General features: G+C 55.0%; 22 protein-coding genes. 13 read left to right on the forward strand and 9 right to left on the reverse strand.

The genetic code is table 11. The features are described from left to right. Nucleotides 1-19: 19 nt before the first annotated feature. From AC2FJZ_RS11120 to AC2FJZ_RS11130, 3 genes are read left to right on the forward strand one after another with little or no spacing between them, the layout of a single operon-like run. On the forward strand, nt 20-544 hold the full coding sequence (locus AC2FJZ_RS11120) for an RNA polymerase sigma factor (protein WP_253276870.1): 525 nt from the start codon (nt 20-22) through the stop codon (nt 542-544). Further along, nucleotides 541-1,278, forward strand: coding sequence for a hypothetical protein (locus AC2FJZ_RS11125; protein WP_496777611.1), 738 nt, complete (start codon nt 541-543; stop codon nt 1,276-1,278). Before AC2FJZ_RS11120 ends, AC2FJZ_RS11125 begins: the two co-directional genes overlap by 4 nt. A 47-nt stretch (nt 1,279-1,325) precedes the next feature. Next, entirely contained in the window at nt 1,326-2,402 is a 1,077-nt protein-coding gene (locus AC2FJZ_RS11130; protein WP_496777613.1) for a helix-turn-helix domain-containing protein, read from the forward strand. Here the strand turns inward: AC2FJZ_RS11130 and AC2FJZ_RS11135 are convergent. After that, complete coding sequence (locus AC2FJZ_RS11135; protein WP_496777615.1) at nt 2,375-3,265, reverse strand: LysR substrate-binding domain-containing protein; 891 nt, start codon at nt 3,263-3,265, stop codon at nt 2,375-2,377. The genes AC2FJZ_RS11130 and AC2FJZ_RS11135 overlap by 28 nt on opposite strands. A gap of 204 nt (nt 3,266-3,469) precedes the next feature. On the opposite strand from AC2FJZ_RS11135, the gene AC2FJZ_RS11140 reads away from it, so the two are divergent. Then, the gene (locus tag AC2FJZ_RS11140; protein WP_496777617.1) at nt 3,470-4,375 is read left to right on the forward strand and encodes a sterol desaturase family protein; all 906 of its coding nucleotides are present in this window, start codon (nt 3,470-3,472) and stop codon (nt 4,373-4,375) included. Nucleotides 4,376-4,458: 83 nt separating this feature from the next. Here the strand turns inward: AC2FJZ_RS11140 and AC2FJZ_RS11145 are convergent, their stop codons facing one another. The 4 genes from AC2FJZ_RS11145 to AC2FJZ_RS11160 all read right to left on the reverse strand — a co-directional run bounded on the left by AC2FJZ_RS11145 (nt 4,459) and on the right by AC2FJZ_RS11160 (nt 10,447). Further along, entirely contained in the window at nt 4,459-5,763 is a 1,305-nt protein-coding gene (locus AC2FJZ_RS11145) for a UDP-glucose dehydrogenase family protein (RefSeq protein WP_496673850.1), read from the reverse strand. Between the two features lie 482 nt (nt 5,764-6,245). Further along, the gene (locus tag AC2FJZ_RS11150; protein WP_496777619.1) at nt 6,246-7,142 is read right to left on the reverse strand and encodes a DUF2793 domain-containing protein; all 897 of its coding nucleotides are present in this window, start codon (nt 7,140-7,142) and stop codon (nt 6,246-6,248) included. Nucleotides 7,143-7,640: 498 nt separating this feature from the next. Then, a complete protein-coding gene (galU, locus tag AC2FJZ_RS11155; protein WP_050604272.1) occupies nt 7,641-8,534 on the reverse strand; it encodes a UTP--glucose-1-phosphate uridylyltransferase GalU in 894 nt (297 codons plus the stop codon). Between the two features lie 665 nt (nt 8,535-9,199). After that, nucleotides 9,200-10,447 carry a lytic murein transglycosylase gene (locus AC2FJZ_RS11160; protein WP_496777621.1) on the reverse strand — a complete coding sequence of 416 codons (1,248 nt, stop codon included), beginning with the start codon at nt 10,445-10,447 and terminating at the stop codon, nt 9,200-9,202. A gap of 162 nt (nt 10,448-10,609) precedes the next feature. On the opposite strand from AC2FJZ_RS11160, the gene AC2FJZ_RS11165 reads away from it, so the two are divergent. Genes AC2FJZ_RS11165 through AC2FJZ_RS11190 form a run of 6 tightly spaced genes read left to right on the forward strand, consistent with a single transcriptional unit; the run spans nt 10,610 to nt 17,128 of the window. Then, nucleotides 10,610-11,569, forward strand: a complete 960-nt coding sequence (locus AC2FJZ_RS11165; RefSeq protein ID WP_496777623.1) for a ubiquinol oxidase subunit II — start codon at nt 10,610-10,612, stop codon at nt 11,567-11,569. Next, nucleotides 11,566-13,656 (forward strand): cbb3-type cytochrome c oxidase subunit I, encoded by a 2,091-nt coding sequence (locus AC2FJZ_RS11170; protein WP_496673864.1) that lies wholly within the window; start codon nt 11,566-11,568, stop codon nt 13,654-13,656. The genes AC2FJZ_RS11165 and AC2FJZ_RS11170 overlap by 4 nt, the downstream gene beginning before the upstream one ends. Beyond that, complete coding sequence (locus tag AC2FJZ_RS11175; RefSeq protein WP_050604270.1) at nt 13,653-14,285, forward strand: cytochrome c oxidase subunit 3; 633 nt, start codon at nt 13,653-13,655, stop codon at nt 14,283-14,285. Before AC2FJZ_RS11170 ends, AC2FJZ_RS11175 begins: the two co-directional genes overlap by 4 nt. Beyond that, nucleotides 14,278-14,604, forward strand: a complete 327-nt coding sequence (locus AC2FJZ_RS11180; protein WP_050604269.1) for a cytochrome o ubiquinol oxidase subunit IV — start codon at nt 14,278-14,280, stop codon at nt 14,602-14,604. Before AC2FJZ_RS11175 ends, AC2FJZ_RS11180 begins: the two co-directional genes overlap by 8 nt. 20 nt (nt 14,605-14,624) lie before the next feature. Continuing rightward, on the forward strand, nt 14,625-15,608 hold the full coding sequence (locus AC2FJZ_RS11185) for an HlyD family secretion protein (RefSeq protein ID WP_496777625.1): 984 nt from the start codon (nt 14,625-14,627) through the stop codon (nt 15,606-15,608). After that, nucleotides 15,605-17,128, forward strand: coding sequence for a DHA2 family efflux MFS transporter permease subunit (locus tag AC2FJZ_RS11190; protein ID WP_496777627.1), 1,524 nt, complete (start codon nt 15,605-15,607; stop codon nt 17,126-17,128). The genes AC2FJZ_RS11185 and AC2FJZ_RS11190 overlap by 4 nt, the downstream gene beginning before the upstream one ends. 109 nt (nt 17,129-17,237) lie before the next feature. Here AC2FJZ_RS11190 and AC2FJZ_RS11195 read toward each other — a convergent pair whose 3' ends face one another. The 4 genes from AC2FJZ_RS11195 to AC2FJZ_RS11210 are packed head-to-tail and all read right to left on the reverse strand — an operon-like array spanning nt 17,238 to nt 21,154. After that, nucleotides 17,238-17,894, reverse strand: a complete 657-nt coding sequence (locus AC2FJZ_RS11195) for an ABC-type transport auxiliary lipoprotein family protein (RefSeq protein ID WP_050604266.1) — start codon at nt 17,892-17,894, stop codon at nt 17,238-17,240. After that, the gene (locus tag AC2FJZ_RS11200; RefSeq protein ID WP_496673876.1) at nt 17,891-19,207 is read right to left on the reverse strand and encodes an MlaD family protein; all 1,317 of its coding nucleotides are present in this window, start codon (nt 19,205-19,207) and stop codon (nt 17,891-17,893) included. The genes AC2FJZ_RS11195 and AC2FJZ_RS11200 overlap by 4 nt, the downstream gene beginning before the upstream one ends. 5 nt (nt 19,208-19,212) lie before the next feature. Beyond that, the gene (locus AC2FJZ_RS11205) at nt 19,213-20,028 is read right to left on the reverse strand and encodes an ABC transporter ATP-binding protein (protein ID WP_496673879.1); all 816 of its coding nucleotides are present in this window, start codon (nt 20,026-20,028) and stop codon (nt 19,213-19,215) included. Nucleotide 20,029: 1 nt separating this feature from the next. After that, nucleotides 20,030-21,154 (reverse strand): MlaE family lipid ABC transporter permease subunit, encoded by a 1,125-nt coding sequence (locus AC2FJZ_RS11210; protein ID WP_496673882.1) that lies wholly within the window; start codon nt 21,152-21,154, stop codon nt 20,030-20,032. Nucleotides 21,155-21,387: 233 nt separating this feature from the next. On the opposite strand from AC2FJZ_RS11210, the gene AC2FJZ_RS11215 reads away from it, so the two are divergent. From AC2FJZ_RS11215 to AC2FJZ_RS11225, 3 genes are all read left to right on the forward strand, one after another. Further along, nucleotides 21,388-22,920, forward strand: coding sequence for an alkaline phosphatase family protein (locus AC2FJZ_RS11215; RefSeq protein WP_496777629.1), 1,533 nt, complete (start codon nt 21,388-21,390; stop codon nt 22,918-22,920). 220 nt (nt 22,921-23,140) lie between these two features. Further along, the gene (gene aspT, locus AC2FJZ_RS11220) at nt 23,141-24,826 is read left to right on the forward strand and encodes an aspartate-alanine antiporter (protein WP_496777630.1); all 1,686 of its coding nucleotides are present in this window, start codon (nt 23,141-23,143) and stop codon (nt 24,824-24,826) included. Nucleotides 24,827-24,844: 18 nt separating this feature from the next. Next, nucleotides 24,845-26,467 (forward strand): bifunctional aspartate transaminase/aspartate 4-decarboxylase, encoded by a 1,623-nt coding sequence (locus AC2FJZ_RS11225; protein ID WP_496777632.1) that lies wholly within the window; start codon nt 24,845-24,847, stop codon nt 26,465-26,467. Nucleotides 26,468-26,551: the final 84 nt, after the last annotated feature.

A 26,551-nucleotide genomic window follows, 5' to 3' on the forward strand; every position in this document is an offset into this window, starting at 1 on the left:
TTATTCGATGAGAGCCGAAATGACTTCCGAACAGGCCGTGCGCGATGCGGTGCAGACGCATTCGAAACGCGTCTGGCGGTTTGCTCTGGCTTTGTCAGGGGCATCTGATGTGGCTGATGATCTTCTGCAGGCGACATGTCTTCGCGCGCTGGAGCGTCATCATCAGGTCACATCGCATAATCGTTTGGACAGCTGGCTGATGACGATCTGCCGCTCGATCTGGCTGAACGAGGTGCGCTCACGCTCGGTCCGGCGGGCGCAGGCGCTATCGGTGACACCAGAAGCAGACCTGGTGGCACCAGGAGCAGATTCAGAAACGAATATTTTCGCCACTGAGGTGTTTACACAAGTGATGCAGCTGCCAGAAGCGCAGCGGGAAACGGTAATGCTTGTGTTCGTCGAAGGGTACAGCTATCGCGAAGCCGCTGCCATGCTGGAAGTGCCCATCGGTACAATCATGAGCCGGTTATCGAATGCCCGGCAGAAACTGAAAACCGTGATGCAGCTTGATGCGGCAGACACCGCGCGACGGAGTGGTAAATGACGTTTTCCGACGAGACGCTATCAGCGTATCTGGAAGGCTCACTGGATGAAGCTCAGAGCCGGGCCATTGAGGCGGCGGTCGAGCATGATGTCGAGCTTGAACGCCGCCTGATGGCGCTGGATCCTCTCGCGCCGGTCATTCAGGACGTTTTTGAGACAATTCCCACCGAGGTGCCGAAATTCGATCTGCCCGAGCCTGATGCGCAACACTCAAGTGGCGGTGTCCTGCACGTTGTCGCTGTGGCAGCAAGCACCGCGATTGCCGCTTTTGCCGTAACGTTCTGGGCAACCCGCCCTTCAGAACTGGGATGGGCGCAGCAGGCGGCGATCTATCAGTCACTTTATGTGCCCGAGACCATCGCCCCGCTGGACGATTCCGAGGCGTCGCTGGATAAGCAGTTTGAAATGGCAGAGGCCGCACTTGGCCGATCCCTGAACCGTGAAACGTTGGAAGCGCTCCCAGGGTTGGAGCTTAAACGGGCTCAGGTTCTGTCCTTCAAAGGCAAGCCTTTGATTCAGATTGTTTTTGCGGATGATCAAGGGCGACCCTTTGCATTCTGTGTCATCCGTCAGGGCCCCGACGCACCTCCTGCTGAGATCAAGCAAGCGGTACTGAGCGGATTGGCGACCGCCACATGGGCGCAGCATGGCTATGGGTATATGCTGTTGGGCAGCTCTCCGCAGACTGATTTGAACAGCGAATTGGATGTTTTGACCCAAACCTTTGCGGGCTGACGGAAAACCCCTTGTGAACCGGTACGAATGTCCGAAGAATACCGGGCATGATTGCGAAGAAACCAATACCCGTCTCACAGGACGAGGCTGAAGATCTTGGACCCGCCAGTATTTACGATGGGGACTCTTCGGAAGAAGAGGATTTGTGGTTTCTGCCGCCGGACGAGGTCGTGGAGGAAGATTACTTTCTACCCGGCCCTCGATCCGATCAGCGCCTATTGTTCGATCCGCGCGACTGGCGTGCGGCTCAGTCCGAACTTTCTGCTGAGCTTGCCGATCTTGCCCTGACCTTTGGTGCGCTGGACGAACGGTTGCGGGCTGGCCCCAAGGGGTGGACGCATCGTCTGGCCCTGATGGAAACTTCTGATCTGGGCTGGTGGACAGGCGATCGGGTCAGTGTGGACCGTCTGGCCTTGTGGACGGGCCTACGCATCGGCGCGACCCATGATGACGTACAGGCGCTGTTCCGTGCTGGCTGGGCGGTACGCCGCCTGAGTTCGGGCGCGGCCCCTTCCGAAGGGGGGTGGGAAAGCGGTTTGACCGCGTTTCTTGACCGATTGGCACAAGGGTCTGAAGCTGCACCCGAGGCGGTCATTGATCTGGCCGAAGTCATGCAAAATGTAGAAGGTTTGCATCCGGTTACCCAATCAGCAATTGCGTTTCACGCGTGGCGGGCGTTGGCACAGGAAATTGGACAAGACACCGAAGCAGCAGTTATCGCAGCGCGGCACGCGGCATCAATGGGGCGTGGGGGTGCTCTTTTCATGCCTTTGGCCTTGTCGGGGCCTGGGGCACTTCGCGGGGCGGGGACGCCAACTGAAAAGCTGAGCGCCTGGATACATGGGGCGGGGCAGGCGGCCCTTGCCGGGTTGTTGCATCTTGATCGGGTCAACACGTGGGAGAACCAGGCCCGGGACGCCACGCAAGATCTGAGTGGACGCACCCCGCCACGACTGATTGAGGTCTTGGCCTCATGGCCGATGGTCTCTGCCCCTTTGGCGGAAGACCTGACCAAATCGTCGCGTGCAGCGGTACAGCGCAATTTTGATCTGTTTACCCGTCGCGGTCTGGTGCGTGAGGTCACTGGACAGGGGCGTTACCGCGTCTGGACTGCCGCGCTGTAGTCCAGCACCCAATCCCGGAAAGCACGGGCCGCAGGGCGCAGTGTGGTTCTGGAAGGGTAAACCAGATGATACGCCTCTTGTCCCGGACAGGAGCAGTCGGGCAGGCAGGCGACAAGACCCGAGAGATCCATGATCCGGTCAGACGCTGGGGCGCGGGCCAACGCGATACCCAAACCAGCAGCAGAAAGCTCTGCGGCCATCAAGGAATTGTCGGCAAAGAAATAGCGTGCCTGCCCCGCTTGCAGTCGCAGGTTTTCAAACCAATGCGGCCAGCTAGCGCGATGGGTTGAGACCTCGATGAGCGTAAACTGAAACAGGTCCTGCGGGGTTTCGATCTGTGCCGCAATGTCAGGCGGGGCGACGGGATACAGGCTTTCGCGCATCACCTCATCGTTTTCGGTACCGAAAAGAGCGGGATTCCCGAATACGATCTGCAGATCCGTAAATCGGTTGGCGAAATCGGAAACGACATTTCCAGTGGTTAGGGACATGTTGATCTGGGGATGCGCGGTTTGAAACGTGGGAACACCGCTGGCTAAAATGCCGTGTGCAAAAAGCAGTACGGATTGTACATAAAGCCGTTGTGCGCGGGTTTCACCAAACAACCCGGTGGTTGCAGTTTCGAGCATGAGCAACGATTGCTGCACCGAGGGCAGATACGCGCGCCCGGTTTCGGTCAGGGTTACGGCATGGGCGTGGCGATGAAACAAGGGCGTGCCCAATTGGGTCTCAAGCGCTTTGACCTGCTGGCTGACGGCAGCGGGTGTCATGTTGAGCTGACTTGCCGCTCGGGCAAAGCTTTCGGTTCGGGCAGCAGCTTCGAATACACGAAGCCAGTTGAGAGAGGGGACTCGAGTGCTCATTCTCCTAGGCTAAGCAAAACTTAGCCTCACCGGCAAGACAATATGGTCTGAGGTTTCGGCCTCCCGTTTTAGACTTGTGACCAGCGAACAAATAAAAACGAGCTCGTTATGTCAGACCCTGCCTTGCCTCCACGCCCCAGGCGCAAGATTTGGAACTTCACACCACAATTGCCGATCCAAACTTCGCCTTATTGGGATTGGCCCATGAAGCCCTTGGCGGCGCTGCGTTACCTGCTGCAAAGCTGGAATCCGCTGGCCCTGCGCGCTTTGCTGCTGGTTTTTGCAATCATCACCTGGAATTTCCTGACCCCATCGCTGGCACGGATCGAGACTTTCAGCTGGGATTGGGTGGCCGAGATCTGGTTCCGCAACTTCTGTATTCTGATGGTTGTGGCCGGTGGCCTGCATCTGGCTTTGTGGAAGTTCCGCACGCAACAGGATGAATACCGCTATGACATGCGCCCGATGATGAAGGGTGCGAAGGTCTTTACCTTCAAGAACCAGGTCTGGGACAACATGTTCTGGACCCTCGGGCCGGCGCTGACCTTCTGGACTTTCTGGGAATGCCTGATCCTGTATTCCTATGCCAACGGCTGGATCACGATGATCACATTTGACAGCAATCCGATCTGGTTCATCGCGGTTGTGATCTTTGTCCCAATCTGGGCAGGCTTTCATTTCTACTGGCTACACCGTTTGCTGCATGTTGGCCCGCTTTATACCAAAGTGCATGCTTGGCATCATCGCAACATCAACACTGGCCCGTGGTCCGGTCTGGCCATGCATCCGGTTGAAAGCTTCTTTTTGATGTTCGACACGATGATCTTTTTCCTCCTGCCTTCGCATCCGATCCATGCTAATTTCCTGCTGTTTCATCACGGTATTGGCGCGCCGACCTCTCATGCTGGGTTCGAACATGTGAAGCTTGGCAACAAAGCCAAGTTACAGGTCGGGGATTTCTTTCACCAGCTGCATCACAGGTTCTTCGACTGCAATTACGGTACGTGGGAAACCCCGTGGGATGAGTGGTTCAACACCTTCCACGACGGCACAGACGAGGGCAACGAAATGGTCAAGGAACGCCGTCGCAAGATCTGGGCCGCTGAGTAGAGTTTGAAACGTGATGTACCGGGCCTTTTGCGGGCCCGGTTCTCTGAGTCATGACTGTTTAGAACGCATGCAGCGTAAAGAGTTCAGCGCCCGACGCCAACATAGGTTTCAAACCCCGACTTGAGCGCCGCCGATCTCGAATAAATGTTGCGCAGGTCGACCATGCGGGCCGTGTTCATCGACTTGGCCATTTCAGTCAGGTTCAGCGCCCGAAACTCGTTCCACTCAGTCAACAGCACAACGACATCCGCTTCTTGAGTTGCCGCATAGGGGTCATCACACCACTCGACCCCTGGCAAAAGCGCCTCACCCTCTGATCTGCCCTGAGGGTCGACAACGCGTACCTTTGCACCTCCGCCGATCAAAGCGGGGACAATGGACAACGAAGGTGCGTCGCGCATATCGTCTGTGTTGGGTTTGAACGTGACGCCTAGAACCGCCACGGTTTTTCCATTGAAACGGTCGTCGCAGACCTCGCGGATTTTCTCGATCATACGTTTCTTGATTTCGTCATTCACACGAATGACGGTTTCCGTAATCTGCATCGGATGCGCATGATCCTGACCGATCCGGGCCAGCGCGGCAGTATCTTTAGGAAAGCACGACCCACCATAGCCAGGGCCAGCATGTAGGAACTTGTTGCCGATCCGTCCATCCAGACCGATGCCGCGCGACACTTCTTTGACATCTGCGCCGACCTTTTCGCAAAGGCCCGCAATTTCGTTGATGAAGGTAATCTTGGTCGCAAGAAACGCGTTTGCGGCGTATTTGATCATCTCAGCGCTTTCCAGATCCGTAGAAAGGATCGGAAAATCACGCAGGTAAAGCGGGCGGTAGATCTCGGCCATCACTTCGGCGGCGCGATCGTTTTCCACACCCACCACAACGCGATCCGGGCGCATGAAGTCATCAATCGCCGCACCTTCACGCAGGAATTCAGGGTTCGAAGCGACGTCAAATTCAGCTTTGGGATTAGAGGCCGAGACAACCTCATGCACTCGTCTGTTGGTGCCCACGGGTACTGTCGATTTGGTGACAATGACCGTATAGCCAGTGACAGCCCCTGCAATTTCTTCTGCAGCGGCCATAACGTAGGTCAGATCTGCGTGGCCATCACCCCGCCGCGTTGGGGTGCCGACTGCAATGAAGACAGCATCAGCGCCATCTACGGCAGCGGCCAAATCAGTCGTAAAGCTCAAGCGACCGGCAGCCACATTTTTAGCCATCAACACATCAAGGCCCGGCTCGTAAATTGGGACGTCCCCGGCTTTGAGCATGTCGATTTTCTGATCTGCCTTGTCGACGCAAATCACGTCATGACCGAAATCCGAGAAGCACACGCCAGACACAAGGCCCACATATCCGGTGCCGATCATTGCAATACGCATCTGTAAAATCCTTCTTACTAATACCTGTCGACAACGCGCGAACAATTGAAGAAACCAACACCGAATTCAATGGTTCACAATAGCTGTGGGTTACATCCCATAGATTCTTGCTGTTTTTGAGGCAATAAGAGCGCAGAGAAAAAACTTGCGCTGCACGTTAAAGTCCAAACTGCTTTTAATCGTCTGAATACACAGCAGATGCAGACGTGAAAGGCACCTTGCGAATACTTAAAGCTATTCGGTTTCTGGGTTCGGCTAGGAGAACCGGTCTATACAAGGGTCTGCGGCGGAACTCGGTCTTTCGCTTGCGCATGGTGGGGAAGATTCACACGAGGCTGTAACTGTGAAAACCTGAGCGGCTCGCCAGAAATGAGCTTTGAAGCCGTGTTTGTTAAACCCATGCCTGGAATCTAGAATTGGTCATCTTCGACCTTCGAGAAATATAGCCGCCCGAGACATACGACGTCGGACGGCCATTTGAATTAGTACCAGCGCCCGATTGCTGTAACGGTTGGAGGCAGTGTCGAGGAATCCGACAGGGCCGACAACACTTTGCAATTAATTTGTGTCGTGTTGGGTGTGTCCATTCCAATGAAACGGTTGGTTGCCCCTCCGCTACCACTGACACTTGGTGCCGCTATAAAGGTCGCGGGATAGTCCCACACTATTGCAGAGCTTACGAAAATAGCACCTTCAGCATTGGTGCAGTCAACTGAGGGTAAAGTAGCGGTGCAGATTTGGGTGCCATCGGCGAACCGCACAAACTCTCCGTTTGCATTACTTCCGCGCTCGATAACAGCGCCGGTCGGGGTGCCCGAGTTTTCCGAGACAGATCCCAAAAGATTAGCGGGTCCGTAACCGAAATCTGCTCTCATAAGGCGGCCAGGGGTTGTATCGGTTGCATCGCTTTGGACAGCCGCGCCTGTTGCCGTTCCGGTGGTTGGATCAAACCTCAACGCATCGGTCCAGCTTCCGCCATCGAGTGAGACTTTGATGGAAAAACCAGTATTGCCCGACAGGCCCATCTCAGCGTGGCCTGTCCAGTTCGATTGGAACAGCAATGACGCGGTGTCGCCCGCACTGGCTTTGTTGATCTTCAGTTGATGTCCACCACCTTCGTGGGTCAGCAATGTGGCCGGGCTGCGCACAGTCAGGCGGTTCGTTGTGTCTGAGGTGGCCGCCACCCCGACACCATCCAGGTTTTGCGTGTCCACGGGTAGAGGCACCCAGGTTGTTCCGTCCCAGAATTTGAGATCACCAGAGTTTTCGTCCCAAGCGCGCCAACCAACGGCTGGGGCCACGAAATGCCAGGCATTGTCCAGCCAAGCTGCAAGTTCCCCGGCGTGCCCCACCCAATCGCCGGTTGGGGATGTGCCCACCGCATGAACCTCGCCCTGTTGGGGAACAACCGGGGGGGGGTACTGGCGTCGATTGAGCGGACTGTCAGCTGCACGATCAAATCAAGCTGACGCAGAGCTTCGTTGTGGGTGACGTGCTTTTGCGCCTGCGAGGGTTGCAAAAAAGGCAAGTTCAGTCGGGGTGAGATTTGTGACACGAAGGTCCTCCTGTAGCTGTCGGTCCGAAACACCGGTTGCGCGCTTCACTGCCGCAAAGCGCGTCAATCCTCTGTGATCGGGCCGACCGCCCTAGAAACCTTTTGCTAACTTTTTAAACAGAGAAAAAGCCCCGCTTTATCCATGCCCTGCGTTCGTGAACCTGATCACATCAGACTTTTCACGGGCATTTGGAAACAGACCACAACATGTTCCTGATGCTCTGAAAGAACACAGGATGAATTGTGTCTACGTCGGGTCTGTTGCTGAATCTCAACTCACCAAAAGTGCGGCTTAACGCGCACGTGAAACATCGATTCTTGGTTACTGGGCCGCTTTTCCTGTCGCTACAATGTCATTGAGATACTGACTCAGGTCGTCTCGTAGATCGTCACGTGCAAGCGCAAAGGCAACGGTGGCTTGCAGGAAGCCCGATTTCGACCCGCAATCAAAGCGTTGTCCGTCGAATTTGTACCCAAACACGGGTACACCTTGCGCGATGTCTTCGGCGATTGCATCCGTCAGCTGAATTTCGCCACCACTCCCGGCTTTCTTTGCGTTCAGGTTGTTCAGGACAGATGGGCGCAGAACATAGCGCCCGATAACCGCAAGGTTGGATGGCGCTTCTGCGGGTTCGGGTTTTTCGACCATGCCACGGGCAGGGATAACAGGACCGATACTGTCGCCTACATCCAGCACACCGTACGAGCTTGTTTTTTCCTGCGGAACTTCCATGGCGGCTACCATGTTGCCACCGGTCTCTTCATAAGCTTCGATCATTTGTTGCAGGCAAGGCTTGCCCGCCGCGATCACATCGTCCGGCAGCATGACGGCAAAGGGCTCATCGCCGATCAGGCGGCGGGCGCACCAAACAGCGTGCCCGAGGCCCAATGCTTTGTGCTGACGGATGTAGGCAATCGCGCCGCTTTCCATATTGGTCTTGTTCAAGATCTCAAGCAGCTTGTCTTTCTTCTTGGCCTTCAACTCCTGTTCTAGCACGAGGTTGTGGTCAAAATAATCTTCCAGTGCAGACTTCCCGCGTGATGTGACAAAGATAAATTCCTTGATCCCGGCGGCGCGAGCTTCGTCGATCGCGTACTGCACCAAAGGGCGGTCTACCAGCGTCATAATTTCTTTTGGAACAGACTTCGTTGCGGGTAAAAAACGCGTTCCCATGCCTGCAACTGGAAAAATCGCTTTGGTGACCTTGCGTGTCATGGTGCCTCTCAAATTCAATAGTCGGTCGGAAGAATGAATAGCGTCCGATGTGTTCTAATAGGCTGCGCGCCCCGATCAATCAACGATGCCCAATAGCTCGGGCGGCAATTGGTCAAATCGTGCCATTTTCTAGGGACGTGGTCAAAAGAATGTGCTGATGTCATGCTATCCGGAACAATACAGAAAAGTGCCGTGGTTCAGGGTATTTCTACTTTTGATCCATGTCTGATTTATGTTGATTGATCACGTAGTGTTTACCCATGTTCTCAGTAGGCCTTTCTCCTTCGCCGATTGAACGGGACCGTTTCGCAGCGTCAGATGAAGGCTATCTGGCCCATAACACTGTGCTTTTCTGCTGAGTTTCTGAGGGTGATTTCAATCTCACGAGCCAAGGCAGACGTGCAACCAAAAGGCTTTTTCGTTGGTTTGCGCTGAATAAGCAAAGACAGCAGGCAAGTTAAGTTGCAGTGTTTCTTCCAACAAAGGGAGGGTAAGATTTGAAGTGAGAAAGCAGTAGCGCTGTTCTGAAATTGGCAACAATGAGGCAAATTTCCCCTCAGTGAACGCAGGGCGGGCCTAGGATTCGAGCACATGGGCGCGGCACGGGTCAGCAAGTTGGAGGCAGACCTCTGCCAAATTCGCTGTTTTTCGGAATCACACGACCGTTAAGGAACCAGATCGGCTTTCATCCCGGCATCTGGAAAGCAAGTTGGCGCGAGTCCCAAAGACTGTTGCCATCGACCGATTGAGCGGCGCGTTTTGAACCCAGGCAACCCATCTGCACCACCAACATCATGGCCCAATTCTTCGAGGGCGCGCTGCATTATCGCAACGTCGGATCGATACAGCCCTCCGACTTTTCCCCATTGCCCAGCAAAATCACCGACGCCGTATTGAATGCGGTCGCCGACATGGCCAACGAACAGAGCATAAAGGTCGCTTTTGTTGTATTCCTTGAGGACATAGAAATTTGGTGTGACCAGAAAAGCAGGCCCATGTCGGCCTGCTGGCATCATCAGAAATCCTTCGCCATCACGTTCATGGGCCGGGAATGGCCTGCCCGAGACCCGGCGTATCCCCATCTCCTCCCATTTGTGAATGGGCCGTCCCTGATCGGGCCCTTCCAGAGAGCAGGACACTTTTGCGGGAACGGACACCTCGAAACCCCAGTCTCGATTGCTAACCCAGCCATGTTGGTCCAGATAATGGCCAATGGATGCAATAGTATCAGCGGGCGACCCCCAGATGTCAGCCCGCCCATCTCCGTCGCCGTCTTTTGCATAGGTCAAAAAATTGGACGGCATGAATTGTGGCTGGCCTAATGCGCCTGCCCAGCTGCTTTTCATGTCCCGAGCAGGCAAATATCCGGATTCAGCAATTTGCAGGGCTGCGATCAGCTCGCCTGTAAAATACTCGGCGCGCGTGCTCAGGAACGCTTTGGTTGACAGAACACGAAACGCGTCGTGGCGGATCGGCACTTGTCCGTACCCGCTCTCTCTGCCCCAGATTGCCAGGATTATGCGGCCGGGCACTCCGGTTTCACGTTCGACCAAGGCAAGTGTCGCTGAATGCCGTGTCGCCATTTTGCGACCTACGGCGGTGGCACCCTGAACGGATCCCGCGTTGAAATACCGCCCGGGCGAGCCGAACTCGGCCTGTTTCTGGGCTTTCGGGGTTTTGGGTTTTTGTCCGGGCGGAACCAGATCCGGCAGCTTCCAGTTCAGGGTCACTCCAGCAAACGCTTGCTCCATCGTTTTGCGCGAAACCCCTTTGGCTTGTGCTTTTGGCCAAATTACGTCCTGCAACCACGCCTGAAACTGACGTTCGACCTCGGCATGATCCTGAGCTGATGCGGCGTGCGACAGCAGGTTAAAGCACATGACTGCAAGTATTGTGCGCATCAAAGTAAACATGCGTCCCTGCTCTGGTAAGGTGTCAACGACGGGTGTTTCCCGTTGGTGCCCAAGGTTGAATTAAACAGTACCTCGGCAATCTGCAGTTTGGAAAGGTCTTGAGAAAACTTTTGCATTTGCCGATAGTTGGGTGGAATTTGGATCACGAGAGGGCTGTGCGTTATGGCCAAAGGCAGAATGTCCAACCCGTCCTCGCTCGTGATGGCTGCTTTGGTCTTTCTTGCGGTGACACCATCGATGGCGTTGGCCAGCGACAGTTTCATGGATCCGCAAGGTCCGATTGCCGCCATCCAGAAAACCCACCTGTTGCGGGCGACCGCGCTGATCATGGTGGCGGTTATTCCCGTTCTCGTTCTGGTTCCCTGGATCGCGCTTCGATACCGACGTCGAAAGGGCGGAACCGCTGCCTACAGGCCGGACTGGGATTTTTCAGCTAAACTTGAATTTGTCATGTGGGGCGTGCCTGTATTGATCGTGGCGCTTCTGTCTTTCTATCTTTGGAAGGCGACACACAGGCTCGACCCGTATTCGGCAAGTTTTGGTGAGGAACCGACGGTGCAAGTTCAGGTGGTGGGCCTGGATTGGAAATGGCTGTTTCTCTATCCCGAACTGGGTATTGCCAGCGTGGGTGAGTTTGGAATTCCCACCAAACGGCAGGTCGCCATGACATTGACGACCGATACGGTGATGCAGTCTTTCATGATCCCCGCCCTTGCCGGTCAGATTTACGCGATGCCGGGTATGACAACGCAACTTCACCTGGTTGCAGATACCCCGGAGGTCATGCAGGGCGAAAACACGCAGTATAACGGGCGCGGGTTTACCAAACAAAAGTTCCGCACAGTTGCAATGGACCAAGACGCATTCGAGGCATGGGTGGACAAAGTGCGTGCTGGCGGCATCCCTTTGGATGCGACGACTTATCAGACGCTTTCAAAGCGGTCCGACAGGGATGAGGTTCAAGCCGCCCTGGGCACTGCACAGATGCCGGACGATGCACTGTACTTCACGCTGGAGGAAGACGTGTTCCACAACATTCTGCACCGATATCACAGCGGCAAGGCCCTGCCAGTTGATCAGCAACCCGGCACAGCATCCTTCGGGCGGGAGGCGCAGAAATGACCTCACCCGAAACAGGCTTCTTCGGCCGCCTAAGTTGGGATGCGCTTCCGATTGCCGGCTTGCTTGAAAATCCAAACACGAATGAGATCGTGGCAAATGCAGCCGCTGGTATCGTGATTGTTGGCGTCGTGGTTGTGGTCGGTTTGCTTAGCTGGTTTCGACTGTGGACACCGCTGTGGCGCGATTGGCTGACCAGCGTCGATCACAAGAAGATTGGCATCATGTATGTCGTCTTTGCCATCGTGATGCTTGCACGCGGCGTGTTGGAAGGCGTCGTCATGCGCGCTCAGCAGGCTGCAGGGCCCGGAGATGGGTTTCTGGAAGCTGAACACTTTGCCGAGCTTTTCAGCACCCACGGCACGATCATGATTTTCTTTGTTGCTGTGCCCTTTGTCTTTGGGATCGCCAACTATGTTGTGCCGTTGATGATAGGTGCGCGGGATGTCGCGTTTCCCAGACTGAACCAAATTAGTCTGGGTCTGACGGTGTCCGCTGGCATGATGTTGATGGTGTCGCTGGTGGTGGGGCGTTTCTCGACTGGCGGCTGGACGGCGTATCCTCCATATACGGGTGCTGCGTTTAATCCGGGCGTGGGGCCGGATTACTGGATCTGGGCCATCGTTGTGTCGGGTGTTGGTACCACGCTCACAGGTATCAACTTTGCCGTCACGATCTACAAGATGCGCGCGCCGGGTATGACCTTTATGCGACTGCCGATGTATTGCTGGACGATCATCTGCAGTTCGATCCTGATCATCTTTGCCATGCCGCCCTTGGGCGTTGCCGCGCTGATGCTGGCCGCAGACCGATATCTGGATTTCCACTTCTTCACCAACGATCTCGGCGGCAACATGATGAACTATGCCAACCTGTTCTGGCTGTTCGGCCACCCCGAGGTCTATCTTCTGGTCCTGCCTGCCTACGGTATCTATTCCGAGGTGTTCGCGACGTTCTCGGCCAAGCGGCTGTATGGCTACAACTCACTTGTCATTGCGACGATGTCGATTGCGGTGCTGTCCTTCACGGTCTGGTTGCACCACTTTTTCACCATGGGTCAGAGCGCACTGATCAACGCCGTCTTTGGCATCGCAACCATGCTCATTGCTATTCCAACCGGTGTGAAAGTCTATGACTGGATGGCCACCTTGTGGCGGGGACGTATCCGGTTTTCGGTGCCGATGCTGTATGGTTTGGCGTTTCTGATGCTGTTTGTGATTGGTGGCCTCAGCGGAGTGATCCTGGCCAATCCGACGGTGGACTATCAGGTGCACAACACGCTGTTCCTGGTGGCGCATTTCCACAACGTGCTGTTGCCAGGGGTGCTGTTCGGTTTGTTGGCAGCCTATAACTATTGGTTCCCCAAGGCCTTCGGCTTCCGCCTGAACGAGTTCTGGGGGCGTGTTACGGTGGCTCTTTGGACCGGAGGGTTTTTGTTGACCTTCATGCCGCTCTACTTTGTCGGACTCATGGGGATGCCGCGCCGTTCCTTCAGCTATGACGATCCGTCCTTCCAACCTTTTATGATCGTCGCCATCATCGGGGCGCTGGTGATTACTTGCGCTTTGTTCTCGGTTCTTATCCAATTGTGGGTCAGCATCCGCGACCGCGAAAAAACACACGTTCCAGTGGGGGATCCATGGGATGGCCGCACCTTGGAATGGTCGATCCCGTCGCCACCGCCACCTTACAATTTTGCGATCATCCCAAAGGTTACAGATCGTGATGATTTCGCCGCAGCCAAAGAACGTGGCGTCGCGTATCCTACGCCGGACGCCTATGAAGATATCGAATTGCCGCGCAATACCGGCATCGGTTTTATCCTCTGTGTTTTCAGCGGCATCTGGATGTTTGCTTTGGTTTGGTGGATCTGGTGGTTGGCGGCCCTGATGACGGTGCTGATAATCCTTGCCGTGATCATCTGGACCTTTGATGACAGCACCGAGCTCACCATCGCGGCTGAAGAGGTTCGCAGAGACCATGAAGCCTGGCTATCCCTGGTGCATAACGAAACAGCAGTGGATCGTGATTACGAAACCTCCTCAGAAAACCGCGGCCTCGCCCGCCCTGATCTGGAGGCTGTCACATGAAGCGTGCACCGACCCACAGCTATCCCGGCATCAATCTGGGGGAACGCCACGCCAGTGCGGATAAGGCGGCTGAGGTTGTCACCTTTGGGTTCTGGGTCTTCCTAATGAGCGATCTGGTCTATTTCGGCCTGATGTTCGCGATCTACATCACCATGATTGACGCGCAGGCGGGTGGACCCGGTCCGCATGAGTTGTTCGACCTAAAAAGTGTCTTTGCTCAAACCCTGATCCTGTTGACCAGCAGCCTGACGGTCGGTCTTGCAATGCTGGCATTGAAATACAACCTGCCACGCGGGCGCATCATTCTGTGGTTTGGCGTCACGCTCTTGTTAGGGCTCAGTTTTCTTGTGCTCGAAATTCGCGATTTCATGGCCATGGCGGAAAAAGGCGGTATCCCGCAACGCAGTGGGTTCCTGTCAGCTTTTTTTGGTCTTGTTCCACTGCACGGTTTGCACGTCGCGGCGGGCTGTTTGTGGCTGATCGTTCTGGGCGTCCAGCTGCGGGTCAAGGGGATGACAGATGTGATCATATCACGCGTTGTCCGTTTGGCGCTGTTCTGGCACTTCCTGGACCTGATTTGGATCGGGATTATCACAATCGTCTATTTCGGAGGTCTGACCTATGGATAACCGTTCCGAAATGCACCGGCGCGAGCGACGGCGTTATGTGATCGGATATGGCGGATCACTGATTTTGACCCTCGCCATGTTCGGAGTGGCCTATTTGTTTGGGATCGAAACGGTTGGGGTATATCTGACCATCGGGTTGCTTGGTCTGGCGCAACTTATTCTGCAACTCGTTTATTTCCTGCATATCGACCGTCGGCGCAGCAGCCGGGAAGACCTGCATCTGGTCCTGTTTTCCACCATGGTACTGCTGATCATGATCCTTGGCACCGTTTGGGTCTTGGGCAATTTGGCGATACGGATGCACATGCATACGATGTAAGCAGTCAGGGAGAAGCGACAATGAAATCTCTCAAAACAGCAGCAATTGCCGCAATGTTGGCAGCTATTGGAGTTGGTTTGCTGCTGTTCTGGCGACATGAGGAACGGTATCCGTCCACCAAGGATGCCTATATCGGAGCCAATATCATCTATGTGGCGCCTCAAGTGACCGGTCAGGTCGCTGAAGTTCATATCTCGGACAATCTACCTGTCAAAGCTGGCGATCTTCTTTTTACTATTGACGATACGCAGTTCAAAGCGTCGGTCGATGCGGCCAAAGCCGATTTAGACAGTGCGGTTCAACAGGCCAAATCCTATTCCACTCAGATAACCGCTGCTGAAGCAGCCGTCGAAAGCGCGCAATCCGCATATGACACTGCAAACAAAAGCCTCGAAAGAGCAAAGGCACTGTTTGCAGCCGGGGATGTCGCGCAGGCTTCGCTGGATCAAACCACGTCAGAGTTCGCTCAAGCCTCGGCACGGTTGACGACCAGCCAATCCAGCTTATTGGCATTGCAAAGCGGGTTGGAAGCAAAGCAGGACGACATCCTGTCTTCGCAGGCACAGCTTGAGATCTCGGAAACGAACCTGGCTTGGACCAAGGTCTATGCGGCAGCAGACGGCTGGATCGCCAATCTGACACTGCGCCCCGGTTCTTCGGTCTCTGCTAACGCACCGCAGTTTTCGATTGTCGAGTCATCGGACTGGTGGGTTGACGCCAACTTCAAAGAAACGTCTTTGCCGCGCATCCGCGCCGGTCAGTTGGTCACGGTTCAAGTCGATATGCTGCCGGGGGTGAAACTGACCGGCAAAGTGGCCTCGATCGGGCGCGGATCAGGCGACACGTTTTCCTTGTTGCCATCCGAGAATGCGAGCGGAAACTGGGTCAAGGTCACACGTCGTTTTCCAGTGAGGGTCGAATTGGACCCGACAGATGCGCCTTTGCGTGTCGGCGGCAGCAGTAAAGTGGTTGTGGACACAACAGGCCCGGCGGACGGCAAATGACCTCGGCGGCGTCCGGTCATGTAAACCGGGTGATCGTGGTTGCTGTTGTTCTCAGCGCCATACTGGAAGTGTTGGACAGTACAATCGTCAATGTCGCCTTGCCGCATATTCAGGCGGCGTTTGGGGCGACAACTGATCAAGCAACATGGATTTTGACCAGCTATATCGTGTCGGCGGTGGTCATAATGCCACTGACCGGCTTCGTGGCCCGTCGTGTTGGGCGACGACGGCTGATCCTGACAGCAGTGACCGGTTTCGCCGTTATGTCTGTGATGTGCGGCCTGTCCTGGAGTCTGGAAGTCATTGTGGCCTTTCGGCTGGCCCAAGGCATGTTCGGGGCTTTCCTTATCCCACTATCGCAATCGATCCTGTTCGATGCTTTCCCCCGCGAGGAACGTGGTAAAGCGATGGCGGTCTTTGGCCTGGGGGTTGTGGTGGCACCGGTACTTGGGCCGACGGTTGGTGCGATTCTGACCGAGTATTTCTCGTGGCGGATGGTGTTTTTCGTCAATCTGCCTGTGGCTGCCCTTGCCCTGCTCTTGCTGGCCGGAGAATTGCCCGAAGACAAAACCGAAGATGTGCAGATAGATTGGAAAGGTCTGGCTCTGCTTGCGCTGGGAATCGGGTGCCTGCAATTTGTCCTGGATCAGGGCGAAACCATGGACTGGATGTCTTCCCGCGTTATTCAGGTGGCTGTGATTGCGTCGATTCTGGGGGCGCTGGGGTTTGTCGTTCACACCCTGACTGCGCGAAATTCGGTTGTGGATCTGCGGCTGTTTGCGGATCGGAACTTTGCCCTGTGCAACCTGATTATTGCTGGCTTCGCTGTCTCACTGTTCGGCGGCATCGCAATTCTACCAACGCTTGTGCAAAGCTTGCTGGATTTTCCTGTCATCGCTTCGGGCCACTTGTTCATTCCGCGAGGGCTGACGGCAGGGTTGTCGATGGTTTTGACGGGCGCGGTGCTGGTCCATCATTTCGACCCACGTATGTTGGCAGGCGTTGGCCTGTTGTTGACCGCGCTTGGAAATTTCATGATGGGGGCTATAAACCTCAACGCCGGATTTTGGGAACTGGCCTGGCCCGGAGCTATCAGTGGGTTAGGCATGGGTTTGGTTTTTGTTCCCATGTCTATTCTCGCGTTTGAGAGCATCACCCAAAACCGGCAAGACGAAGCCTCGGGTCTGTTCAACGTGACACGGCAATTGGGATCATCGGTTGGAATCTCTCTGGTCGGGACATGGGTCGTACGAGGGCTTCAGACAAACACAGCGGTCCTCAGCCAGAATGTGACACCGTACAATCCTGCGGCCCAAACTTATCTGAATCCACTCGGTCTTGCGCCTGACAGTGCGCAAGGTGCCGCGATATTGGGGCAGGAAATCATGAGACAAGCCGAAATGATTTCTTATCTGACCGTGTTCAACAATCTGGGCCTGCTGGCATTGGGCGCAATTCCTTTGCTTTTCTTTTGCCGTGCCCCCAAGCCGGGCACCCAGGCCGCTGCCCATGTGCATTGATTCACTGGTGTCAGGTCGAAAACAAAGCTCGGTGGTCGCACGCTACATCAAACAACGCGCCATATGCTCACCGGCCGTAACAAGGCTGCTGTAATGTCATCCTGAAGGGTTAACTGGGGTCCGACCTAGGGTTATTCGCCACATGTGTGTTGATCCTGCGAATGCTCCATTCAACGGCATCTCGCATTGCACGCCCCAAGGCTAAATCAAAGGCTTTGACCAAATCCGGGGTCTGGTCGCTAGCGGCCACCACGTTTTCCTGAAACGAACTGGATGCGATGATCTTGTCTTCGTATTCGTCGATCACCTTGATATTCATGCGGACTTCAATGCGGACCTTTTTCCCGGCTTCAGAGTCCTCGACCACAATGCCCTGAAACTCGCGCAGGTCCGGCGCAATCACATAGTCAGCGCGCAGACCAACCGTAGAACGACCAACCGCGGCTACTTTGCCCGAGTTCTCATAGCTTTCCACCAACAGCGTTTGAACGATCAAAGGCGCGCGGTCCACCCAGCGTGCGCGTGGTAGGTATTGCACCTGCAAAGGGGTCGGCTGAATGGCGATCTGATCAGTGTTCACCGCGGCGGTAGCTGTTGGTTCCTCGACAACGATCTGTTTCTGTATTCTGGGCAACGCCGAAGAGAACGTGCTTTTAGGCGTCAGCAGATACAGGTCATTGGGTTTGGCTGCTTGTTTCAACGTACCCAAACCGGCGCACCCACCGATTATGGCAACAGCCAGCAAAGCGAGAGCAGGCTTGATCATTGACGGAACTCCGATGCTTGGGTGCCCAGAAGGAAACGTGCAGGGTCACGTTCGACCTTGTCCACCAGACGATCCAGGCTGATGACAAGGCGTTGGGATTCTTCAATAAAACGAATAAATTGCGGTAGACCTACACGCAGAAAATCGGAAACCTGACGGCGATTGGTCTGAACAATGCCGTCGATGGTGCCCAAAAGCTCGGACGCGGAATTGGACGCGCTGAGAACATCGTCCGAGATCTGGTCGATCTTTTCGGTGATATTCGAGACGGTCTCGGTTACTTGGTTGGCAGCCTTGCGAATGTCTGCGGCAACAGGCGCAACCTCGTCCTCCATAACCCGATTGGCAGAGTTGAAAGCGGTCTCTGCCGACGACAGCGCCCCTTTGGCGGTGTCCATCGCCGATGTGATCGAGCCCAGCGTCGTATTTGCGTTCAGAACGGTTTCGTTGACAATTTCCAGCGTGACGCTGCCTTCGTCGGACAGTAACGTCAGGCGTTCAGCCAGTTGCGAGCCACGCTCAATGAAGGGCTGAATGTCCTGCTGCAGGATACGGTCTGCCGTCTGGATCGTGGTTTTTGCTTCGTCCAACGCTGCTTTTGCGGATTCAGATGCGGTTTTGACCGAGTTGAGCGTATCGGTTCCGGTTTTCAGCGTTGTCTCTGCGGTATCGATCAAAGGGTCCAAACGTTTGGAGAACTCGCCAATATCCTGGGCTGCCTTGCCGATATTGCTGGCGACGGAATCGAAACTTGTCAGTGTTTTGTCCAATCGACCTGTGGCTGATGCAAGATTGTCCAAAATGCTGCTGACGGCGTCGCGGTTCTTGTCGTCAACGACTTTGTTCAGGCTTTCCAAAAGAGTGACGGCTTCATCCAGCACTTTTGGTGCGCCCTCAAAAAGGGATTGTATCGTACTGCGCTTGCTTTTGATCACACTGTCTTGCGGCAAACGTTGGGAGGTTGGTGTGCCGCCGGTCAACTCGACATAGCCCACACCAGTCACGCCCAACGACTGCAGTTGCGCGACTGTTTCTTCCGTGATCGGAATTTCTGCGTCCACTTCTATACGCACCCTGACTTTCGAGGGATCGTTTTCATCCAGATTCAGCGAGATCACCTGACCAACGGGCAAACCGTTGAAGTTCACCCCGCCTGCCGCAGAAAGCCCCGAAACATTGTCGAAAAGAACGTCGTAATATGCGTACTGGCGCGTGACCTCGAACTTGGCAAGCCACAGGAAAAAACCGAACGCGCCCAAAAGCCCCGCAAGGGTAAACGCGCCGATCAGGATATAATTTGCTCGGGTCTCCATTGCCTCTACCTGTCCTGGCCCTTTTGTTGTGCTGCGCGGGCGCGGGGGCCTGTGAAGTATTCCTGCACCCAAGGATGATCAACCTTGGTCATGTCTTCTATCGGACCTTCGACCAGTACGCGCTTTTCTGCAAGTACGGCAATCCGGTCGCAGATAGCATACAAGCTGTCCAGATCATGGGTGACCATGAACACCGTCAACCCAAGTGCCTGCTGCAACTCGCCGATCAGCTCATCATATGCCGCTGCACCAATCGGGTCCAACCCGGCGGTTGGCTCGTCCAGGAACACGATCTCAGGGTCCAAGGCCAACGCCCGGGCCAGCGCTGCGCGTTTGCGCATGCCGCCTGACAGCTCGGATGGAAATTTGCCGCAACTCAACTGCGGCAACCCCACCAGGCTGATTTTCAGTGCGCCCAGCGACTCCATTAGTTTTTCGCTGAGACCCGTATGCTCGCGCAGTGGGGCCATCACGTTTTGCAACACCGTCAGAGAGGAAAATAGCGCACCGTCCTGAAAGGCCACACCCCAATGGCGCTCGATCCTGCGGCGGTCTTGCTCGGGGCCGTTCACAACATCGACGCCCAGAACTTCGATACTGCCGGCAGCGGGTTTGTTCAGCCCGACAATTGTTCTGAGCAAAACGGATTTGCCCGTACCCGATCCGCCGACAACGCCAAGAACCTCACCACGCCAAACGTCAAGATCTAGGTTCTCATGCACGACCTGCGTGCCGAACTGGTTTCTGAGCCCGCGTACGCGGATCACTGCGTCTCGTTGCGTCTTGGTAGAGGCTGGTACGTGCTGCACATCGTCCATCATGTCAGATTCCGATCTCTGAAAAGAAAATCGAAAACAGGGCATCGATTGCGATCACCATGAAGATGGATTGCACAACGGATGCCGTCGTGCGCTGCCCCACACTTTGCGCTGACCCTTTGACTTGCATGGCCTGCCAACAAGAGATCACGCCGATGACCAGAGCAAAGAACGGAGCCTTGATCAGACCTACGGCCAGTTGCCAGACATCTGTGTTCTCTTTCAACCGCGTGAGAAACATCCCCGGGCTCACGCCCAAATCGATCCAACTCATCAAGGCACCGCCAAACAGGCCGGCAATGTCGGCGACAAATCCCAGAATGGGCAGCATGATCAGCAAGGCCAAGACACGGGGAATGACCAGAACTTCAATCGGGTCCAACCCCAGCGTGCGCATGGCGTCGATCTCTTCCTGCACTTTCATCGAACCGATAGAGGCCGTGAAGGCGGAACCCGATCGCCCCGCGACGATGATGGCGGTCAGCAAAATTCCCAACTCACGCAGTACCGAGATCGAGATCAATTCAACCACAAAGATCTCTGCGCCAAACTGCTTGAGCTGCGTGGCCCCCTGAAAGGCCAGCACAACACCGATCAGAAACCCCATCAGCGCCACGATGGGAAGGGCCTTGACCCCGGTTTCCTCCATATGCGTGACCAGGGCCGCCTTGCGCAGCCGCCACGGCATGATGAAAGTGCGAAACAGCCGGTGCAGGGTAAGGCCCAGAAACTCCAATATCGAAAGCGTATCTTTCCACGCCCCGAACGTTCCGCGCCCAACATTGGCGACCCAGTCTATAAAGCTGAGGGGTTCTTCAAGCTTCCCAGGTTTGTCCGGGATATTGTGAGTTACAGTATCGATAAGCGTGGCGTGCGCGGGCTTTGCCCCCTGAATTTCAATCTCTGCACCGTTCGTGGTGAAACGGCGACCAAGATTTGCGATCAGCCACGCCCCGCCAGTATCAAGCGCTTCAACTTTGGACAAATCAAAAACCACCCGATCCGCCGAGGGTTGGATGGCAGCAAAATCCGCTTCAACTGATTGCAACGATTGGGTAAGCAACTTGCCCGAGATACGGACATGTATGCCGTCGGGGTCGTGCTCGGTTGAAATCGCTGGCTGCGTCATACCGACATGTGAAGTAAAACCTTCGGAACCTGCAAGTCTTTGTTCCCAAAGGCCGGGTTTTTACTTTGCAGGATGGCGCTCGCGTCACGCAAAAGGCCGATTCTACGCAAATTTGTCTGCTATTGTCAGCCCGCGAAAGAAAGTTACGGAGCGCTTCTTAAATAAGTTGCGTGAGCGCAAGAAGAAAGACACATTTCGCCGCGGAAACTCAGGTTTGGAGTCGGAGAAGCCAGATGCCTCAGGCCAAGAATGTCTTGTTCATCATCATCGATCAGCTTCGGGCGGATTGCCTCAGCGGCGCTTTGGCGGATCACGTGAAGCTTCCAAACCTTCGGGCATTCATGGAAGAAGCGGTGACATTCACGCGGCATTATTCTGTCACTAATCCCTGTGGCCCTTCGCGAGCGTCGCTTTTGACCGGACAATATGCGATGAACCACCGGTCGGTTCGAAATGGAACGCCGCTGCGTCACGATACCCCGAACATCGCCACTGAAATGCGTAAAGCGGGATTCATGCCGATGCTTTTCGGCTATACGGACACCTCAGCCGATCCGCGCGTTCATGACGCCAACGATCCGGTGCTCAAATCATATGAACAATCCATGACCGGATTCCTTGAGGTTGTCGAAATGCGCCTTGAAGAGTCATATCCTTGGCAAGGGCACTTGTTGAAGAAAGGGTACGAGTTCGATCAGTACTGGGACGTCTACAAACCTGTCTCTGGGGATGGTCAACCTCCCAAATTGAACGACCCGGCGCTGTATCGGGCGGAAGACAGCGACACTGCGTTCCTGACGGATGCGTTCCTGGATGGGATCGCACCTCATTGTGGCGAGGGATGGTTTGCCCATCTGACCTATATCCGCCCCCATCCGCCTTTGGTCGCGCCCGCGCCGTATAATGACATGTACAACCCGGCGGACATCCCGCTGCCGCAACGGTTGCACAGCGCAGAAGCTGAGAAAGAACAGCACCCATTTTTCGGGCCAAAGCTGGATGTCTATACAGCCAAAGAGTTTGTTCATGGCTTTGACGAAGTTGAGCCGACGGATGAGAATATTCGTACTTTGCGCGCTGTCTATCTGGGGTTGGCAACAGAGGTCGATCACCACATCGGCCGTGTGGTGAAGTACCTCAAGGACAGTGGGCAATACGACGACACGATGCTTGTGATCACCGCAGACCATGGTGAAATGCTGGGGGATCGTCACAGCTGGGGCAAGATGACGGTCTACGACGCGGCCTATCATACGCCGCTAATCATCCGTCTGCCTGACAACGAGGTCCAAGCGGGCACCCAGATCACCGTGCCAACTGAGTCGATAGATGTAACACCGACAATCCTTGACTGGATCGGGCAAACAGCTCCGAACGCGATGGATGGTCGGTCATTGTTGCCATTGTTGCATGGTGACATTCCCGAAGACTGGCGCAGCTATTCCTTCAGTGAACTGGATTTCTCGGAACCTGAAAACCCAACGTTGTGGCAACAAAGACTTGGAACCGGCAACAGCGACTCGTGTCTGGGCATACTGCGAGATGACCGGTTTACCTTGGTCGAGTTCGCAGCTGACCTGCCGCCGATTTTGTTTGACCATCAGGGCCAGGGCGAGTTCGAAAATGTAGCTGACAAGCCCGAGTTTGCAGCCGACCTGGTCCGATTGAGTCGTCAGATGCTGCGGCACCGGATGCGAAACATGGACCACACTTTGTCCCTGCACTCGATTACATCCGAAGGCGCAAAATCCCGCTCACGATACTAGGCTTCCCGTTAGTGACCCGACTCCGTTTGGGAAAACTGTAGAAAAATTCGCATCTTACGATATCGTCGCAGAAAAATACGCTTTTGTTTGCGCTCTGACGGCCTGTGGTGCCGGTGATTTGTGTTTCCGGTTTTGAGTGAATTGTCCAGATCGGCTTGTCAGCGATTTTGAAGTTCCAAACACATCCATGTTTACACTGGGTGTTTTCGGGAGGACAGTGATGGGCGATTGGTTTGTGAATGTGCTGCGCAGCTATCCTGAACTGGCGGTTTTTCTGTCGATAGGGATTGGGTTCTGGATCGGTCCCAAAAAACTCTTTGGCTTCAGCCTCGGGACTGTCACGGCAACTTTGCTTGCGGCTGTGATCATCGGGCAAACGCACATCCAAATAGACTCGGCAGTCAAATCGACATTTTTCATCATGTTCATCTTCGCGGTAGGATATGGTGTCGGGCCGCAATTTATTCGTGGCCTCAAGGCAGACGGTGCACGTGAGGTGTTGTTCGCACTCAGTGTATTGGCTTTGTGTCTGATTGTGCCGGTTATTTCTGCCAAGGTCGCAGGATTGGAACTGGGTTTTGCGGCTGGCTTGTATGCCGGGTCACAGACCATTTCTGCCGCGATTGGTGTGGCGACGGATCAGATCAATCAATTGGGTCTGTCGTCAGAACAGGCGCAGACCTACGCCAATCAGATTCCGATCGCATATGCTGTCACCTATATCTATGGCACTATTGGCTCTGCCATTATTTTGGCCAAGATTGGCCCGCGCCTGATCGGTGTGGATCTGGTTGCGGCCTGCAAGGAATACGAAGCCCAGTTGGGGGGCGGAACGGCAATCGAATCCGGCAACGGTATCGTTTCGGCCTACCGAACGATCGAGGCTCGGGCGTTTGAAATCCCTAATGACAGTGACCTGCTGGGCCAGCCGGTCAAAGACCTGTTGCCTGGTGTGCGGGTCTATGCCGAACGGATCAAGCGTGGTGATGCTATTGTCGAGGTTGAAGACAGCACGGAGCTTCAAGCGGGCGACATCGTTATGTTCTCGGGTCGCCGGTCGGAGTTGGTCGGCCTGCTGGAAGGTCGTCTGAAAGAGGCTGACGCCCCGGAACTGCTGAACACGCCAACCGAGAAGCTGGATGTTCTGATCACCAGCAAAGAGGTGCACGGCAAATCTCTGGAAGAGTTGAGCAAGCTCTCGCTGGCCCGTGGCGTCTATGTATCAAAACTTATGCGCAACATGGTTGAACTGCCGCTGCTGCCAGGAACTGTCGTGCACCGTGGCGACATCCTGACTGTTCTAGGCTCAAAGCGTCATGTCGAAGTGGCAATCGCCAAGATTGGATATGCGGACCGTCCGGTGGACACGACAGATCTTGCTTTTGTCGGGTGGGGGATCTTCATTGGTGGTCTCGTCGGAACCCTGGCAATTACCATGGGCGGTTTCCCGATCAGCCTGTCCACAACAGGTGGAGCACTTTTGTCAGGTCTGTTGCTGGGTTGGTTACGTACCGTGCACCCGACATTCGGGCGCATTCCTGGCCCGTCTTTGTGGTTGATGAACACTCTTGGCCTTAACGTTTTTATCGCGGTGATCGGCATCAGCGCCGGCCCCGGTTTTGTCGCGGGCCTGCAACAGGCCGGTATCGCACTGCTGCTTTGGGGGATCGTCGCCACCTCTCTGCCGATGATCTTTTCAGTCTACGTTGGCCACTATGTGTTCAAGTTCCACCCGGCCATACTGTTTGGGGCCTGCGCCGGTGCGCGAACAACCACAGCGGCGCTTGGGATGATCCAGGAAGCCGCGCAAAGCCGGATACCCGCGCTGGGGTACGGGATGCCTTATGCGATCGGGAATACGTTGCTGACCATCTTTGGCATGGTCGTTGTTTTGATCCTCAGTTGATTTGGAAAGGTATGTGTTATGGACCGTCTGAAACTGCACGATTACGAAGCGCTCAGCCCTTTTCAGATCAAGGATGAGCTGATCAATCTGGCCTCGGATGAAGCGCGAAAATCCAACAGTGCGTTTCTGAATGCGGGGCGAGGAAACCCCAACTGGATCGCGACCCGCCCGCGGGAAGCGTTCTTTGCTCTCGGTCAGTTTGCCATCACCGAAGCCAAACGCGTCATGGATCATCCGGCGGGTTTGGGCGGAATGCCAGCTATCAAGGGGTGCTATGATCGATTGGTAGGCTGGGCTGAGGCCAATGCCGATATGCCCGGCACAGAAACCTTGATGACCGTTGTCAAACACGCCATTCGTGCATTTGATTTCGATGCGGATGCATTTGTTCACGAACTGACGGACTCGATCATTGGCGACAATTACCCGGTGCCGGACCGCATTCTGCACCACAATCAGATCATCGCGCACGAATATCTGATGTGGGCCATGTGTTCCGGTCGACAGCCCGACGCGCGATTTGATCTGTTTGCGGTCGAAGGCGGCACGGCGGCGATGTGCTATATTTTCAAGTCACTCAAGGCCAACCGCCTGTTGAACCCTGGGGATACGATTGCGCTGTGTACCCCGATCTTCACTCCTTATCTGGAAATGCCTGAACTTGAGGATTACAGCCTCGAATCCGTGCATGTGGAAACGGATGAAGAAGATGGATTCCAATTAACCGATGCGGCGGTCGAGACACTGAAAGACCCCAAGAAAAAGGCGTTCTTTCTGGTCAACCCGGGCAACCCTTCGTCAGTCGCCTTGAACAAGGCATCCCTGAAAAAATTAACGGATGTTGTCGAGAACCACCGTCCCGATCTGATCGTTCTGACAGATGATGTATATGGGACCTTCGTACATGATTTTACTTCGGTCATGGGGTACATGCCGCGCAACACGATAGGCGTGTATTCGTATTCAAAATACTTCGGCTGCACGGGCTGGCGTTTGGGTGTCATCGCAGTGGCGCAAGACAATATCTTTGACCTCAAACTGGCTGGGCACAGTGAAGAGATCAAACAGACCCTGGACAAACGCTATGGCACGCTCAGCCTGACTCCTCGTGAGATCAGGTTTATTGATCGTCTGGTTGCGGACAGCCGGGATGTAGCCCTGAACCACACCGCTGGTCTGTCCTTGCCGCAACAAGTCATGATGAGCCTGTTTTCGCTCGTCGAACTGGCGGACACCAAGAAAGACTATCAAACCGCCTGCATGGAGCTTGTACATCGACGGTTCCAACTTTTGACCGAAGCGATGGGTATCGAAGTTAATGCAGGCGAAAACTACGATGCCTATTACGGGATCATCGATTTCGAATACTGGTTGCGCAAATATGTAGGCGATGATGTTGTTGCATGGATCAAGAAGAATGTGCACCCGCTCGACATCGCGTTCAAACTGGCCGAAGATCACGGGATTGTTTTGTTGAACGGCAGCGGATTCGATGCGCCAGGGTGGTCTGCTCGCGTGTCCTTTGCCAACCTGCCAGACGAAGCCTATACCCAGATCGGCCGCGCCGTGCGGTCCGTCGCCAGAGGTTATGTCGAGGCTTATCATGCCGCCAACAAAATGCCGCTGCATGGCGAGTCATAAAGTAGCAATGTCCAAGAATGAAACCCACTATCCGTACCTGAAATCAGGTGCTACGCAGGGGTTGTGGAAAAGGCAAACTTGGAC

It is taken from the genome of Ruegeria sp. CDSA079, from assembly GCF_059612245.1.

Bases quoted from the DNA above. Each gene is read 5' to 3' on its own strand.
- AC2FJZ_RS11120 (WP_253276870.1), top strand. From the start codon at position 20: ATGACTTCCGAACAGGCCGTGCGCGATGCGGTGCAGACGCATTCGAAA.
- AC2FJZ_RS11125 (WP_496777611.1), top strand. From the start codon at position 541: ATGACGTTTTCCGACGAGACGCTATCAGCGTATCTGGAAGGCTCACTG.
- AC2FJZ_RS11130 (WP_496777613.1), top strand. From the start codon at position 1,326: ATGATTGCGAAGAAACCAATACCCGTCTCACAGGACGAGGCTGAAGAT.
- AC2FJZ_RS11135 (WP_496777615.1), bottom strand. From the start codon at position 3,265: ATGAGCACTCGAGTCCCCTCTCTCAACTGGCTTCGTGTATTCGAAGCT.
- AC2FJZ_RS11140 (WP_496777617.1), top strand. From the start codon at position 3,470: ATGAAGCCCTTGGCGGCGCTGCGTTACCTGCTGCAAAGCTGGAATCCG.
- AC2FJZ_RS11145 (WP_496673850.1), bottom strand. From the start codon at position 5,763: ATGCGTATTGCAATGATCGGCACCGGATATGTGGGCCTTGTGTCTGGC.
- galU (WP_050604272.1), bottom strand. From the start codon at position 8,534: ATGACACGCAAGGTCACCAAAGCGATTTTTCCAGTTGCAGGCATGGGA.
- AC2FJZ_RS11160 (WP_496777621.1), bottom strand. From the start codon at position 10,447: ATGTTTACTTTGATGCGCACAATACTTGCAGTCATGTGCTTTAACCTG.
- AC2FJZ_RS11165 (WP_496777623.1), top strand. From the start codon at position 10,610: ATGGCCAAAGGCAGAATGTCCAACCCGTCCTCGCTCGTGATGGCTGCT.
- AC2FJZ_RS11170 (WP_496673864.1), top strand. From the start codon at position 11,566: ATGACCTCACCCGAAACAGGCTTCTTCGGCCGCCTAAGTTGGGATGCG.
- AC2FJZ_RS11175 (WP_050604270.1), top strand. From the start codon at position 13,653: ATGAAGCGTGCACCGACCCACAGCTATCCCGGCATCAATCTGGGGGAA.
- AC2FJZ_RS11180 (WP_050604269.1), top strand. From the start codon at position 14,278: ATGGATAACCGTTCCGAAATGCACCGGCGCGAGCGACGGCGTTATGTG.
- AC2FJZ_RS11185 (WP_496777625.1), top strand. From the start codon at position 14,625: ATGAAATCTCTCAAAACAGCAGCAATTGCCGCAATGTTGGCAGCTATT.
- AC2FJZ_RS11190 (WP_496777627.1), top strand. From the start codon at position 15,605: ATGACCTCGGCGGCGTCCGGTCATGTAAACCGGGTGATCGTGGTTGCT.
- AC2FJZ_RS11195 (WP_050604266.1), bottom strand. From the start codon at position 17,894: ATGATCAAGCCTGCTCTCGCTTTGCTGGCTGTTGCCATAATCGGTGGG.
- AC2FJZ_RS11200 (WP_496673876.1), bottom strand. From the start codon at position 19,207: ATGGAGACCCGAGCAAATTATATCCTGATCGGCGCGTTTACCCTTGCG.
- AC2FJZ_RS11205 (WP_496673879.1), bottom strand. From the start codon at position 20,028: ATGATGGACGATGTGCAGCACGTACCAGCCTCTACCAAGACGCAACGA.
- AC2FJZ_RS11210 (WP_496673882.1), bottom strand. From the start codon at position 21,154: ATGACGCAGCCAGCGATTTCAACCGAGCACGACCCCGACGGCATACAT.
- AC2FJZ_RS11215 (WP_496777629.1), top strand. From the start codon at position 21,388: ATGCCTCAGGCCAAGAATGTCTTGTTCATCATCATCGATCAGCTTCGG.
- aspT (WP_496777630.1), top strand. From the start codon at position 23,141: ATGGGCGATTGGTTTGTGAATGTGCTGCGCAGCTATCCTGAACTGGCG.
- AC2FJZ_RS11225 (WP_496777632.1), top strand. From the start codon at position 24,845: ATGGACCGTCTGAAACTGCACGATTACGAAGCGCTCAGCCCTTTTCAG.